This window comes from Parapedomonas caeni (genome assembly GCF_041060555.1).
Classification (GTDB): Bacteria; Pseudomonadota; Alphaproteobacteria; order Sphingomonadales; family Sphingomonadaceae; genus CAUJIW01.
Map to the genome: position 1 here is coordinate 135,496 of NZ_JBEUDS010000003.1, position 13,112 is coordinate 148,607.

A 13,112-nucleotide genomic window follows, 5' to 3' on the forward strand; every position below is an offset into this window, starting at 1 on the left:
TCCGCGGAATCGACTTTTGGCCAGAGCCCCTTGCGCCGATCCCCACGGGTGCTAAACGGGGCGCCGTTACGGAAGGTGAAGAGGTCTCATGCCAGAGGTCGCGCAAGAGTATTTGCCGATTCTGATCTTTCTCGGAATCGCGATCGTTTTCTCCGGCATCTTCGTTGCCCTGCCGCTGGTTATCGGCACGCTCGGGGGCATCCAGAAGCCGGACCCCGAGAAGTTGTCGGCGTATGAGTGCGGGTTCGAGGCGTTCGAGGACGCCCGGCGCAAGTTCGACGTCCGCTTCTACCTGGTCTCGATCCTGTTCATCATCTTCGACCTTGAAGTGGCGTTCCTGTTCCCCTGGGCGGTCAGCCTGGGGTCGATCGGCGTGTTCGGCTTCTGGTCGATGGTGGTGTTCCTGGGCGTCTTGACCGTCGGCTTCATCTATGAATGGAAGAAGGGGGCGCTCGAATGGGAGTGATCCAGCCCGTCACCGGTGAGGCCGGCGCCGTGCCGCTGTCGCGCGGCAACGACCAGTTCTTCAACGATCTCAATGCCGAACTGGCTGACAAGGGCTTCCTTGTCACCAAGGCGGAAGACCTGATCCACTGGGCGCGCACCGGCTCGCTGTGGTGGATGACCTTCGGTCTGGCCTGCTGCGCGGTCGAGATGATGCACACCAACATGCCGCGCTACGACCTGGAGCGCTTCGGCGTCGCGCCGCGTGCCAGCCCGCGCCAGTCGGACGTGATGATCGTCGCCGGCACGCTGACCAACAAGATGGCGCCGGCCATGCGCAAGGTCTACGACCAGATGTCGGAGCCGCGCTACGTCATCTCCATGGGCAGCTGCGCCAATGGCGGCGGCTATTACCACTACAGCTACTCGGTGGTGCGCGGCTGCGACCGCATCGTGCCGGTCGACATCTACGTGCCGGGCTGCCCGCCGACGGCGGAAGCGCTGCTCTATGGCGTGCTGCTGCTGCAGAAGAAGATCCGCCGCGAAGGGACGATTGCCCGATGAGCGCCAACACCCTGTGGTCGCCGCCGGTCGAGCGGCTGGAAGCCCTGGCCGCCACCGCCGCCGAGAAGCTGGGCGGGGCGCTGCTGGCGACCACCATCCACGCCGGCGAGCTGACGCTGACGGTGGCGCGCGACAGCATTGTCGCCACCCTGACCACGCTGCGCGACGATCCGGCCTTCCTGTTCAAGACGTTGATCGAACTGTGCGGCGTTGACTACCCTGAGCGCGCCGAGCGTTTCGACGTGGTCTATCACCTGCTGTCCTACAAGCATAACCTGCGCCTGCGGGTGAAGCTGTCGACAGACGAGGACGGTGCGGTGCCCAGCGTCACCGGGGTCTACCCCGCCGCCATCTGGCCGGAGCGCGAGTGCTGGGACATGTACGGCGTGCTGTTCGAAGGTCACCCGGACCTGCGCCGCATCCTCACCGACTACGGCTTCCAGGGGCATCCGCTGCGCAAGGACTTCCCGCTCACCGGCTATGTCGAACTGCGTTACTCGGAAGAGCACAAGCGCGTGGTCTATGAGCCGGTCAAGCTCACCCAGGACTTCCGCCAGTTCGACTTCCTGAGCCCGTGGGAAGGCGCCAAGTACATCCTGCCCGGCGACGAGAAAGCCGGCGAGAAGCAGGGCTGAGGAGCAGGGCTGAGATGGCCGACATCGACATTCAGAACTACTCGATCAACTTCGGTCCCCAGCACCCGGCGGCCCACGGCGTGCTGCGCATGGTGATGGAACTCGATGGCGAGATCATCGAGCGCGTCGATCCGCACATCGGCCTGCTGCACCGCGGCACCGAAAAGCTGATCGAATACAAGACCTACCTGCAGGCGGTGCCCTATTTCGACCGCCTCGATTACGTGTCACCGATGTGCCAGGAGCACGCCTACGCGCTGGCGGTGGAGCGGCTGCTGGGGCTGGAGGTGCCGGAACGCGGCCAGTATCTGCGCGTGATGTGGTCCGAGATCACCCGCATCCTCAACCACCTGATGAACGTCTGCACCCACGCCATGGACGTCGGCGCGCTCACCCCCATCCTGTGGGGTTTTGAAGAGCGCGAGAAGCTGATGGTGTTCTATGAGCGCGTCTGCGGCGCCCGCATGCACGCGGCCTATGTGCGCCCGGGCGGCGTCCACCAGGACATGCCGGCGGGACTGGCCGAGGACATCTGGGCCTGGACCGAAAGCTTCCCCAAGGTCGTCGACGATCTGGCGACGCTGCTGCTGGGCAACCGCATCTTCAAGCAGCGCAACGTCGATATCGGCGTGGTGTCGGCGGAAGACGCCATGGCCTGGGGCTTCTCCGGCCCGATGATCCGTGGCTCGGGCATCGCCTGGGACCTGCGCAAGAACCAGCCCTACGACGTCTATGACCGGATGGATTTCGACGTCGTCATCGGCAAGAACGGCGACTGCTACGACCGCTACGTGCTGCGGTTCGAGGAAATGCGCCAGTCGCTGAAGATCATCCGCCAGTGCCTGAAGGAAATGCCGGAAGGCCCGGTGTCGTCGACCGACCGCAAGGTGGTGCCGCCCAAGCGCGGTGAGATGAAGCGCTCGATGGAGGCGCTCATCCACCACTTCAAGCTCTATACCGAGGGCTACAAGGTGCCGGCGGGCGAGGCCTATGCGGCGGTGGAAGCGCCCAAGGGCGAGTTCGGCGTCTATCTGGTGTCGGACGGCACCAACCGGCCGTACCGCTGCAAGATCCGCGCGGCCGGCTTCGCGCATCTGGGCGCCATGGACTTCCTGTGCAAGGGCCACATGCTGGCGGACGCGCCGGCCGTGCTTGGCTCGCTTGATATCGTGTTCGGTGAGGTGGACCGCTAATGGCTGATCACGCGCCCCAGAAGGTCGATCCCAGCATCGGCCGCGGCTTCCAGTGGACGGCGGAGAACGCCGAGCTGGCCAAGGCGATTGTCGCCAAATACCCGGAAGGTCGTCAGCAGTCGGCGGCCATGCCGCTGCTCGATCTCGCCCAGCGGCAGTTCGGCGACCAGAACGGCGGCCATGCCTGGCTGCCGGTGCCGGTGATCGAATATGTCGCCGACTATCTCGGCATGCCCTACATCCGGCTGTACGAAGTCGCCTCCTTCTACACCATGTACAACCTCAACCCGGTCGGCGTGCACCATGTGCAGCTGTGCGGCACCACGCCGTGCTGGCTCAAGGGTGCCGACGAGGTGATGCGCGCCTGCAAGGACATGGGTCTGGAGAAGGGCAAGACCACCGAGGACGGGCTGTTCACGCTCACCGAGGTCGAGTGCCTGGGGGCCTGCGTTAACGCGCCGATGGTGCAGATCAACGACGATTTCTACGAAGACCTGACCTACGACACCACCAAGGCGGTGCTGGAGGCCCTGAAGAAGGGCGAGCAGCCGAAGCCGGGGCCGCAGGTCGACCGTCAGTTCGCGGCGCCGCAGGGCGGGCCGACGACGTTGACGGACATGGTGAAGTAAGGGACCGGGCGTATGCTGGAAGACAAGGACCGCATCTTCACCAACCTTTACGGTTATCAGGGTTGGGATATCGATTCCGCGATGAAGCGCGGCGACTGGGACGGCACCAGGGAGCTGCTGGCCCGTGGCCCGGACGCCATCATCCAGGAAATCAAGGACTCCGGCCTGCGCGGGCGCGGCGGCGCCGGCTTCCCGACCGGCATGAAGTGGAGCTTCATGCCCAAGGAAAGCAAGGACGGCCGGCCGAGCTACCTCGTCATCAATGCCGACGAGTCCGAGCCCGGCACCTGCAAGGACCGGGAAATCATTCGTCACGACCCGCAGAAGCTGGTGGAAGGCGCGCTGATCGCCGGTTTCGCCATGCGGGCGAAGGCAGCCTATATTTACATTCGCGGCGAATTCGTGCGCGAGGCGGAGCGGCTCAATGCCGCTGTCGCGCAGGCCTATGCCAAGGGCTTCCTTGGCAAGAACGCCTGCGGCTCGGGTTACGATTTCGACGTGTACGTCCACCGTGGTGCGGGGGCTTATATTTGCGGCGAGGAAACGGCGCTGATAGAAAGCTTAGAGGGTAAGAAAGGCCAGCCACGCCTCAAGCCCCCGTTCCCGGCCGGTGCCGGCCTCTATGGCTGCCCGACCACCGTCAACAACGTGGAATCCATCGCGGTGACGCCGACCATCCTGCGGCGCGGCGCTTCGTGGTTCTCGTCGTTCGGCCGGCCCAACAACGCCGGCACCAAGCTGTTCTGCATCTCCGGCCACGTGAACAAGCCGTGCACGGTGGAGGAGAGCATGTCGATCAGCTTCCGCGAGCTGATCGAGAAGCATTGCGGCGGCATCCGCGGCGGCTGGGATAATCTGCTGGCGGTGATCCCCGGCGGGTCGTCGGTGCCGGCGCTGCGCGCCGAGCAGATCATCGACGCGCCGATGGATTTCGACGGCCTGCGCGAGCTGCGCTCCGGCCTCGGCACGGCGGCGGTGATCGTGATGGACAAGTCCACCGACATCGTGAAGGCGATCGCCCGGCTGTCCTACTTCTACAAGCACGAGAGCTGCGGCCAGTGCACGCCGTGCCGCGAGGGCACCGGCTGGATGTGGCGGATGATGGAGCGCATGGTGAAGGGTGACGCCGAGCTCGAAGACATCGACATGCTGCAGCAGGTCACCACCCAGGTCGAAGGTCACACCATCTGCGCGCTGGGCGACGCGGCGGCGTGGCCGATCCAGGGCCTGATCCGCAACTTCCGCCCCGTCCTTGAAGAGCGCATCGCGTCCGCCAAGGCCGCCAAGCGCATTGCCGCCGAGTAACGGAGTCATCCATGCCCAAACTCAAAGTCGACGGCATCGAGGTCGAGGTTCCCGCAGGCGCCACCGTGCTGCAGGCCTGCGAGGCGGCGGGCGTCGAGATTCCGCGTTTCTGCTACCATGAGCGGCTGTCGATCGCCGGCAACTGCCGCATGTGCCTGGTCGAGGTGAAGCCCGGACCGCCGAAGCCGCAGGCCAGCTGCGCGCTGCCGGCCGCCGACAACCAGGAAGTGTTCACCAACACGCCGGTGGTCAAGAAGGCTCGGGAAGGGGTGATGGAGTTCCTGCTCATCAACCACCCGCTGGACTGCCCGATCTGCGACCAGGGTGGCGAGTGCGACCTGCAGGACGAGGCGATGGCCTACGGCAAGGGCACCAGCCGCTTCGAGGAAAACAAGCGGGCGGTGACCGAGAAATACATGGGGCCGCTCATCAAGACGACGATGACGCGCTGCATCCATTGCACCCGCTGCGTCCGCTTCGCCGAGGAAGTGGCCGGTGTCGAGGAAATCGGCGCCATCTTCCGTGGCGAGAACATGCAGATCACCTCGTATCTGGAACGCGCGGTGACCTCCGAGATGAGCGCCAACGTCATCGACCTCTGCCCGGTCGGCGCGCTCACCTCCAAGCCCTATGCCTTCAACGCCCGCCCGTGGGAGCTGAAGAAGACCGAGACCATCGACGTCATGGACGCGGTGGGCTCCAGCATCCGGGTCGACAGCCGCGGCAACGAAGTGCTGCGCGTCATGCCGCGCCTCAACGAGGACGTGAACGAGGAGTGGATTTCCGACAAGACCCGCTTCGTCGTCGACGGCCTGGGCAAGCGCCGGCTCGACCGGCCGTGGGTGCGGGTCGACGGCACGCTGCGCGAGGCGAGCTGGGCGGAGGCCTTTGCCGCCATCCAGCAGGGCCTTTCGGGGCTGGGTGGTGACAGGATCGCGGCCCTGGCCGGCGATCTCGTCGAGGTCGAGGCGCTGGTCGCCCTGAAGGATCTGATGGGCCGGCTGGGTTCGTCGCAGGTCGAGGCGCTGCTGGACGGCGCCAGGCTCGATCCGGCGGTGCGCGCCTCCTACCTGTTCAACTCGACCATTGCCGGCATCGAGCAGGCGGACGTGATCCTGCTGGTGGGCACCGACGTGCGCCATGAGGCGGCGATCATCGCCACCCGCATCCGCAAGGCGGTGCGCAAGTTCAAGGCGCGGGTCGCCAACATCGGCCCGGCGACCGACCAGGCGTTCAAGGTCGAACAGCTGGGCGACGATCTGTCGATCCTGAAGTCGATCGTGTCCGGCGCACATCCGTTCGCCGAGGTGCTGAAGGGTGCCAGGAAGCCGATGATCATCGTCGGCCAGGGCGCGCTGGCGCGCGCCGATGGCGCGACGGTGCTGGGCACCGCCCGCTCGCTGGCCGAGAAGGTGGGCGCGGTGAGCGCCGAGTGGAACGGCTTCAATGTGCTGCACACCGCCGCTGCCCGCGTCGGCGCGCTGGACGTCGGCTTCACTCATGCCGGCGGCATCGAGGACATTCGCGCCAAGGTCGCCAGCGGCGCCATCAAGGCGGTGTTCCTGGCCGGCGTCGACGAGATCGACACCGCGTTCCTTGAGCAGGCCTTCACCGTCTATATCGGCACCCATGGTGACGCGGGCGTGCGCCACGCCGACGTCATCCTGCCGGGCGCGGCCTATACCGAGAAGTCGGGTACCTGGGTCAACACCGAGGGCCGGGTGCAGGTGGGCCAGCGGGCGACCTTCCCGCCGGGTGACGCCCGCGAGGACTGGACCATCTACCGCGCGCTCTCCGACGTGCTGGGCGTGACGCTGCCCTATGACACGCTGGCGCAACTGCGTTCGCGCATCGGCGAGGCCTTCCCGGTGCTGGCGGCCCAGGGGCTGACGCCGGCGGCGTGGGCCGAGTTCGGCGCCACCGGCGACATCGCTTCCGGCCCGATTGCGCTGCCGGTGGCGAACTTCTATCAGACCAACCCGATCGCGCGGGCCAGCGCCACCATGGCGGCCTGCGTGACGGCGATCCGTGAGACCCAAGAACAGGCGACCGGCACCCATGGTTGAGTGGTTCCAATCCTATCTCGGTGAGTGGGGCGGCTATCTCGTCGCCCACGTGCTGCTCATCCTGGCGATCGTGCTGCCGCTGCTGCTGGCGGTCGCCATGTCGGTCTACGCCGACCGCAAGATCTGGGCGGCGATGCAGCTGCGTCGCGGTCCCAACGTGGTCGGCCCGTTCGGTCTGCTGCAGTCCTTCGCCGACGGCCTCAAGCTGTTCCTGAAGGAAACCATCATCCCGTCGAGCGCCAACAAGGGCATCTTCCTGATCGCGCCGATGATCACCTTCACCCTGGCCCTGGTCGGCTGGGCGGTGATCCCGTTCGACGCCGGCCTGGTGCTGGCCGACATCAACGTCGGCATCCTCTACCTGTTCGCCATCTCGTCGCTGGGCGTCTACGGCATCATCATGTCGGGCTGGGCGTCCAACTCGAAGTATCCGTTCCTGGGCGGTCTGCGCTCGGCGGCCCAGATGGTGTCCTACGAGGTCTCGATCGGCTTCGTCATCGTCACCGTGCTGCTGATGGTCGGCTCGCTCAACCTGTCGGACATCGTCAAGGCGCAGCAGGGCGCCGTGCTCGGCATCGTCAACATGTATGTCGTGCATCCGCTGCTGCTGCCGATGGCGGTGATCTTCTTCATCTCCGCGCTGGCCGAGACCAACCGGCCGCCGTTCGATCTGCCGGAGGCGGAAGCGGAGCTGGTGGCGGGCTATCAGGTCGAATATTCGTCCATGGCCTTCGCGCTGTTCTTCCTCGGCGAATACGCCAACATCATCATGATGTGCGCGATGACGTCGATCCTGTTCTTCGGTGGCTGGCTGCCACCGGTGGACTGGGCGCCGCTCTACGCCGTGCCCGGCTTCATCTGGCTGTTCGCCAAGATCTGCTTCTTCTTCTTCGTGTTCGCCTGGGTGAAGGCGACGGTACCGAGGTACCGCTACGACCAGTTGATGCGGCTGGGCTGGAAGGTGTTCCTGCCGCTGTCGCTGTTCTGGGTCATCGTGGTGTCGGGCGTGCTCGTCTACACCAACAGCCTGCCGAAGTGACGGGAGAGTATTGATGTCCCTCGCTCAAGCCGCCAAATCCCTGCTCCTGACCGAGTTCGTCAAGGGCATGGCGCTGACCTTCTCCTACATGTTCAAGGAGAAGGCGACCATCAACTACCCGTTCGAGAAGGGGCCGCTGTCCCCGCGCTTCCGGGGCGAACACGCGCTGCGCCGCTACGCCAACGGCGAGGAACGCTGCATCGCCTGCAAGCTGTGCGAGGCGATCTGCCCGGCCCAGGCGATCACCATCGAGGCGGAACCGCGCGAGGACGGCTCGCGGCGGACCACCCGCTATGACATCGACATGACCAAGTGCATCTATTGCGGCTTCTGCCAGGAAGCCTGCCCGGTGGATGCCATCGTCGAGGGACCGAACTTCGAGTTCGCCACCGAGACGCGCGAGGAACTGATGTACAACAAGGCGAAACTGCTGGCCAACGGCGACCGTTGGGAGCGCGAGATCGCCCAGAACATTGCCATGGACGCCCCCTACCGTTAAGGGGGCGCCTGGATTGCGCAGCCGTTCGTGCCGCCTTCGTTCAAGGCCCGCGAACACGTGTGAAACCGCCGTTGCCGGCTGACGGCCACGGTTAACAAGGGGGGCCTGAAGCTCGTGGTTCACGCGCTGGCCTTTTATCTGTTCGCGAGCATCGTGGTCTTTTCGGGGGCCATGGTGATCACTGCCAAGAACCCGGTTCACTCGGTGCTCTGGCTGATCCTGGCCTTCTTCAACGCGGCGGGGCTGTTCGTGCTGCTGGGTGCCGAGTTCCTGGCGATGATCCTGGTCATCGTCTACGTCGGCGCGGTGGCGGTGCTGTTCCTGTTCGTGGTGATGATGCTCGACATCAACTTCGAGGAGCTGCGCAAGGGCTTTGCCTCCTACCTGCCGATCGGCCTTCTGGTCGCCGGCCTGCTGCTGGTGGAACTGGTGCTGCTGGCCGGCGCCTGGAAGTTCGCCGGCGGCGCGGAAGCCGCCCGCAGGGCGCCGGCGGTGGCGGATCTCGCCAATACCAAGGCGCTGGGCAGCATTCTCTATACCGATTACGTCTATGTGTTCCAGGCCGCCGGCCTGATCCTGCTGGTCGCCATGATCGGTGCCATTCTGCTTACCCATCGTCAGCGACCGGGTGTGCGCAAGCAGAACGTCGTCCGCCAGAACGCGCGGCAGCCGGAAGACGCGATCGAACTGGTCAAGGTCCAGCCGGGCCAGGGCGTCGAGTAAGGGGGCGAAGCATGACCATCGGACTGAGCCATTACCTGACCGTCGCCGCGATGCTGTTCGTGCTCGGCGTGATCGGCATCTTCGTCAACCGCAAGAACGTCATCATCATTCTGATGTCGGTCGAGCTGATCCTGCTCGCCGTCAACATCAACCTGGTGGCCTTCTCCAGCTATCTCCACGACATGGTGGGCCAGGTGTTCGCCATGTTCGTGCTGACGGTGGCCGCCGGCGAGGCGGCGATCGGTCTGGCCATTCTCGTCGTCTACTTCCGCAACCGCGGCTCCATCGCGGTTGAGGACATCAACATCATGAAGGGCTGAGCGGGATGTATCAGGCGCTTGTATTCCTGCCGCTGCTGGCCTCGATCATCGCGGGCCTGGGCGGGCGCGTCATCGGTCTGCGACCCTCGCAGATCGTCACCACCGGCGCGGTGTTCATCTCCTGCGCGCTGTCATGGCTGGCCTTCGTCGACGTCGCCCTGGGTGACGGGGCGACCACTGTCACCGTGCTGCACTGGATCAGCTCGGGCGACCTGACGCTGGACTGGTCGCTGCGTATCGACACGCTGACCGCCGTCATGCTGGTGGTGGTGACGTCGGTTTCCGCGCTGGTGCACCTCTATTCCTGGGGCTACATGAGCGAGGATCCGCACCAGCCGCGCTTCTTCGCCTATCTGTCTCTGTTCACCTTCGCCATGCTGATGCTGGTGACCGCCGACAACCTGGTGCAGATGTTCTTCGGCTGGGAGGGCGTCGGTCTGGCGTCCTATCTGCTGATCGGCTTCTGGTACCAGAAGCCGTCGGCCAACGCCGCCGCCATGAAGGCGTTCGTCGTCAACCGGGTCGGCGACTTCGGATTCAGCCTCGGCATCTTCGCCTGCTTCCTGGTGTTCAACTCGGTGGGCTTCAACGAGATTTTCGCCGCCGCACCCGATGCCGCCGGCAAGACCTTCGAGTTTCTGGGCTATCAGGTCGACATCATGACCACGATCTGCCTGCTGCTGTTCATCGGCGCGATGGGCAAGTCAGCCCAGCTCGGCCTGCACACCTGGCTGCCGGACGCGATGGAGGGCCCGACACCGGTCTCGGCGCTGATCCACGCCGCCACCATGGTGACCGCCGGCGTGTTCATGGTCGCCCGGCTGTCGCCGCTGTTCGAGCTGGCGCCGTTCGCCCTGCACGTCGTCACCGTCGTCGGTGCGCTGACCGCTTTCTTCGCGGCGACGGTGGGCACCACCCAGAACGACATCAAGCGGGTGATCGCCTACTCGACATGCTCGCAGCTGGGCTTCATGTTCTTCGCGCTGGGCGTCGGCGCCTATGGCGCGGCGATGTTCCACCTGTTCACGCACGCCTTCTTCAAGGCGCTGCTGTTCCTGGGTGCCGGCTCGGTGATCCACGCCATGCACCACGAGCAGGACATGCGCTACTACGGCAACCTGCGCAAGGCGATCCCCTTCACCTGGGCGATGATGCTGATCGGCACCCTGGCGCTGACCGGCTTCCCCTACACCGCGGGCTACTTCTCCAAGGATACCATCCTGGAGGCGGCCTACGGCGCGGGCGGTCAGACCGGCATGTTCGCCTTCTGGATGGGCATTGTCGCCGCCACCATGACCAGTTTCTATTCCTGGCGACTGGCCTTCCTCACCTTCGAGGGCAAGCCGCGCTGGTCGGGCTCGGAGCACATCCAGCACGCGGCGCATGGCCACGGTCACGGCGACCACGGGACGGCCGCGCACGGTCATGACGACCATCACGCCCACGGCCATGGCAGCCACGACGACGGCACGGCGGGCTATCACCCGCACGAAAGCCCGATCGTGATGCTGATCCCGCTTGCCGTGCTGGCGGTGGGCGCGCTGGCGGCGGGCTTCGCGTTCAAGGAATATTTCGTCGGCCACCACTACGAGGAGTTCTGGAAGGGCGCGCTCAGCGTCTCGGGCGAGAACATCCTGCACAAGATTCACGAGCCGGGCGTGCTGCCAGCCTGGGTGCCGTGGGCGCCGACCGTGGCGATGGTGATCGGCTTCCTGCTGGCGGTGAACAGCTATCTCGTCAACACCCAGGTGCCGGCGATGTTCACCCGTACGTTCAAGGGGCTGTACCAGTTCCTGTACAACAAGTGGTACTTCGACGAGCTGTATGACCTGCTGTTCGTCAAGCCGTCGATGTGGCTTGGCCGCCTGCTCTGGAAAGGCGGGGACGGGCGGATCATCGACGGGTTTGGTCCCGATGGCGTGTCAGCGGCGGTGGGCGCGGTTGCCCGTCAGTCCCGCCGGCTGCAGACCGGGTACCTCTATACCTATGCCTTTGCCATGCTGATCGGCGTCGCGGCGGCGGTCTCCTGGTTCCTGCCCAAGCTGTTCGCGGAGTAAGCGCTCGTGTCGGCCGGATTTCCCATTCTGACTACCATGATGCTGCTGCCGCTGCTTGGCGCGGCGTGGATCCTGCTCGCACCTGGCGGCGATGCCGCCGCCCGGGCGCGCAATGCCCGCATGACGGCGCTGATCGCCACCGTGCTGGTATTCGCGCTGTCGGTGCAGCTGTGGCTGGGCTTCGACACCTCGACGGCGGACTTCCAGTTCGTCGAGAAGGTCAACCTGTTCGGACCCTACTTCACCTATCATCTGGGCATCGACGGCATTTCGCTGCTGCTGGTGGTGCTGTCGGCGTTCCTGATGCCGATCTGCATTCTCGCCAGCTGGGAGGCGATCGAGAAGCGGGTGACCGAATACATGGTTGCCTTCCTGCTGATGGAAACGCTGATGATCGGCGTGTTCACCAGCCTCGACCTGTTCCTGTTCTACATCTTCTTCGAAGGCGGCCTCATTCCGATGTATCTGATCATCGGTGTGTGGGGCGGCAAGCGGCGCATCTACGCCAGCTTCAAGTTCTTCCTCTACACCCTGCTGGGCTCGGTGCTGATGCTGCTGGCCATGCTCTACATGGTGGCGCAAGCTGGTACGACCGAGATTCCGGCGCTGATGGAAGCGGGCTTCGATCCGGCGATCCAGACCTGGCTGTGGCTGGCCTTCTTCGCCTCGTTCGCGGTCAAGATGCCGATGTGGCCAGTGCACACCTGGCTGCCGGACGCGCACGTCGAGGCGCCGACGGCCGGTTCGGTCATCCTGGCCGGCGTGATGCTGAAGATGGGCGGCTACGGCTTTCTGCGCTTCTCGCTGCCGATGTTCCCGGAAGCCAGTCATGAGCTGGTCTGGATCATGTACGGCCTGTCCATGGTGGCGGTGGTCTACACCTCGCTGGTCGCCCTGGTGCAGGAGGACATGAAGAAGCTGATCGCTTATTCGTCCGTCGCGCACATGGCGTTCGTCACCATCGGCCTGTTCACGTTCAATACCCAGGGTGTCGAGGGCGCGATCTTCCAGATGCTCTCGCACGGCGTGGTCTCGGGCGCGCTGTTCCTGTGCGTTGGCGTGATCTACGATCGCGAACACACCCGCGATATCGCGGCTTACGGGGGTCTGGTCGAGCGGATGCCGAAGTACGCGCTGGTGTTCATGATCTTCACCATGGCCTCGGTCGGCCTGCCGGGCACTGCCGGCTTCGTCGGCGAGTTCCTGGTGCTGGTGGGCGCCTACAAGGCCAATAGCTGGGTGGCTCTGGTAGCCGCCACCGGCGTTATCCTCGGCGCGGCCTACATGCTCTACCTGTATCGCCGGGTGGTGTTCGGCGCGCTGACCAAGGAGAACCTCAAGGGCATCCTCGATCTCAGCCCGCGCGAGGTCGCCATCTTCGCGCCGCTGGTGGCGGTGGTGTTCTGGATGGGCGTCTACCCGGCGTCTTTCCTCGAACCGTTGCATGCGCCGGTGGAGAAGCTGCTGGTCCAGACGGCCGTCAACACGTCGCCCGCCGCCGTGGCGACGCCAACGGCTACTGCGGCTCCCGAGCCTGTGACCGCTGCTGAACCCGCGCCTGCCGAGGCCGCCACCACCGCGCCGGCATCTGCCGAGACTGTACCGGCCGCCGTTCCGGCCGCGCCGACGGAGTAACCC

Annotated in this window: 13 protein-coding genes; all 13 read left to right on the forward strand. The window is 65.1% G+C overall.

Annotation, left to right across the window (positions count from 1 at the left end):
* The first annotated feature begins 88 nt into the window (after window positions 1-88).
* The 13 genes from ABU113_RS03780 to ABU113_RS03840 all read left to right on the forward strand — a co-directional run bounded on the left by ABU113_RS03780 (window position 89) and on the right by ABU113_RS03840 (window position 13,109).
* Window positions 89-466, forward strand: coding sequence for an NADH-quinone oxidoreductase subunit A (locus ABU113_RS03780; protein WP_454558145.1), 378 nt, complete (start codon window positions 89-91; stop codon window positions 464-466).
* Entirely contained in the window at window positions 457-1,008 is a 552-nt protein-coding gene (locus ABU113_RS03785) for a NuoB/complex I 20 kDa subunit family protein (protein WP_454558146.1), read from the forward strand. Before ABU113_RS03780 ends, ABU113_RS03785 begins: the two co-directional genes overlap by 10 nt.
* A complete protein-coding gene (locus ABU113_RS03790; RefSeq protein WP_454558147.1) occupies window positions 1,005-1,643 on the forward strand; it encodes an NADH-quinone oxidoreductase subunit C in 639 nt (212 codons plus the stop codon). Before ABU113_RS03785 ends, ABU113_RS03790 begins: the two co-directional genes overlap by 4 nt.
* A 14-nt stretch (window positions 1,644-1,657) precedes the next feature.
* A complete protein-coding gene (locus ABU113_RS03795) occupies window positions 1,658-2,836 on the forward strand; it encodes an NADH-quinone oxidoreductase subunit D (RefSeq protein ID WP_454558148.1) in 1,179 nt (392 codons plus the stop codon).
* On the forward strand, window positions 2,836-3,465 hold the full coding sequence (gene nuoE / locus ABU113_RS03800; protein ID WP_454558149.1) for an NADH-quinone oxidoreductase subunit NuoE: 630 nt from the start codon (window positions 2,836-2,838) through the stop codon (window positions 3,463-3,465). Before ABU113_RS03795 ends, nuoE begins: the two co-directional genes overlap by 1 nt.
* A gap of 12 nt (window positions 3,466-3,477) precedes the next feature.
* Window positions 3,478-4,770, forward strand: a complete 1,293-nt coding sequence (gene nuoF / locus ABU113_RS03805) for an NADH-quinone oxidoreductase subunit NuoF (protein WP_454558150.1) — start codon at window positions 3,478-3,480, stop codon at window positions 4,768-4,770.
* An 11-nt stretch (window positions 4,771-4,781) separates the two neighbouring features.
* Window positions 4,782-6,836 (forward strand): NADH-quinone oxidoreductase subunit NuoG, encoded by a 2,055-nt coding sequence (nuoG, locus tag ABU113_RS03810; RefSeq protein ID WP_454558151.1) that lies wholly within the window; start codon window positions 4,782-4,784, stop codon window positions 6,834-6,836.
* Window positions 6,829-7,875 (forward strand): NADH-quinone oxidoreductase subunit NuoH, encoded by a 1,047-nt coding sequence (nuoH, locus tag ABU113_RS03815; RefSeq protein WP_454558152.1) that lies wholly within the window; start codon window positions 6,829-6,831, stop codon window positions 7,873-7,875. The genes nuoG and nuoH overlap by 8 nt, the downstream gene beginning before the upstream one ends.
* A 13-nt stretch (window positions 7,876-7,888) precedes the next feature.
* The gene (gene nuoI / locus ABU113_RS03820; protein WP_454558153.1) at window positions 7,889-8,374 is read left to right on the forward strand and encodes an NADH-quinone oxidoreductase subunit NuoI; all 486 of its coding nucleotides are present in this window, start codon (window positions 7,889-7,891) and stop codon (window positions 8,372-8,374) included.
* 114 nt (window positions 8,375-8,488) lie between these two features.
* Window positions 8,489-9,097 (forward strand): NADH-quinone oxidoreductase subunit J, encoded by a 609-nt coding sequence (locus ABU113_RS03825; RefSeq protein WP_454558154.1) that lies wholly within the window; start codon window positions 8,489-8,491, stop codon window positions 9,095-9,097.
* 11 nt (window positions 9,098-9,108) lie between these two features.
* Window positions 9,109-9,417, forward strand: coding sequence for an NADH-quinone oxidoreductase subunit NuoK (gene nuoK / locus ABU113_RS03830; protein WP_454558155.1), 309 nt, complete (start codon window positions 9,109-9,111; stop codon window positions 9,415-9,417).
* A 5-nt stretch (window positions 9,418-9,422) separates the two neighbouring features.
* Window positions 9,423-11,474 (forward strand): NADH-quinone oxidoreductase subunit L, encoded by a 2,052-nt coding sequence (gene nuoL / locus ABU113_RS03835; protein ID WP_454558156.1) that lies wholly within the window; start codon window positions 9,423-9,425, stop codon window positions 11,472-11,474.
* Between the two features lie 6 nt (window positions 11,475-11,480).
* Window positions 11,481-13,109: an NADH-quinone oxidoreductase subunit M gene (locus tag ABU113_RS03840; protein WP_454558157.1), complete on the forward strand. Its 1,629-nt coding sequence runs from the start codon at window positions 11,481-11,483 to the stop codon at window positions 13,107-13,109.
* The last annotated feature ends 3 nt before the right edge of the window (window positions 13,110-13,112 follow it).

Excerpts from the sequence above, each read along its gene's own strand:
- ABU113_RS03780 (WP_454558145.1), top strand. The coding sequence starts at position 89 with ATGCCAGAGGTCGCGCAAGAGTATTTGCCGATTCTGATCTTTCTCGGA.
- ABU113_RS03785 (WP_454558146.1), top strand. The coding sequence starts at position 457 with ATGGGAGTGATCCAGCCCGTCACCGGTGAGGCCGGCGCCGTGCCGCTG.
- ABU113_RS03790 (WP_454558147.1), top strand. The coding sequence starts at position 1,005 with ATGAGCGCCAACACCCTGTGGTCGCCGCCGGTCGAGCGGCTGGAAGCC.
- ABU113_RS03795 (WP_454558148.1), top strand. The coding sequence starts at position 1,658 with ATGGCCGACATCGACATTCAGAACTACTCGATCAACTTCGGTCCCCAG.
- nuoE (WP_454558149.1), top strand. The coding sequence starts at position 2,836 with ATGGCTGATCACGCGCCCCAGAAGGTCGATCCCAGCATCGGCCGCGGC.
- nuoF (WP_454558150.1), top strand. The coding sequence starts at position 3,478 with ATGCTGGAAGACAAGGACCGCATCTTCACCAACCTTTACGGTTATCAG.
- nuoG (WP_454558151.1), top strand. The coding sequence starts at position 4,782 with ATGCCCAAACTCAAAGTCGACGGCATCGAGGTCGAGGTTCCCGCAGGC.
- nuoH (WP_454558152.1), top strand. The coding sequence starts at position 6,829 with ATGGTTGAGTGGTTCCAATCCTATCTCGGTGAGTGGGGCGGCTATCTC.
- nuoI (WP_454558153.1), top strand. The coding sequence starts at position 7,889 with ATGTCCCTCGCTCAAGCCGCCAAATCCCTGCTCCTGACCGAGTTCGTC.
- nuoK (WP_454558155.1), top strand. The coding sequence starts at position 9,109 with ATGACCATCGGACTGAGCCATTACCTGACCGTCGCCGCGATGCTGTTC.
- nuoL (WP_454558156.1), top strand. The coding sequence starts at position 9,423 with ATGTATCAGGCGCTTGTATTCCTGCCGCTGCTGGCCTCGATCATCGCG.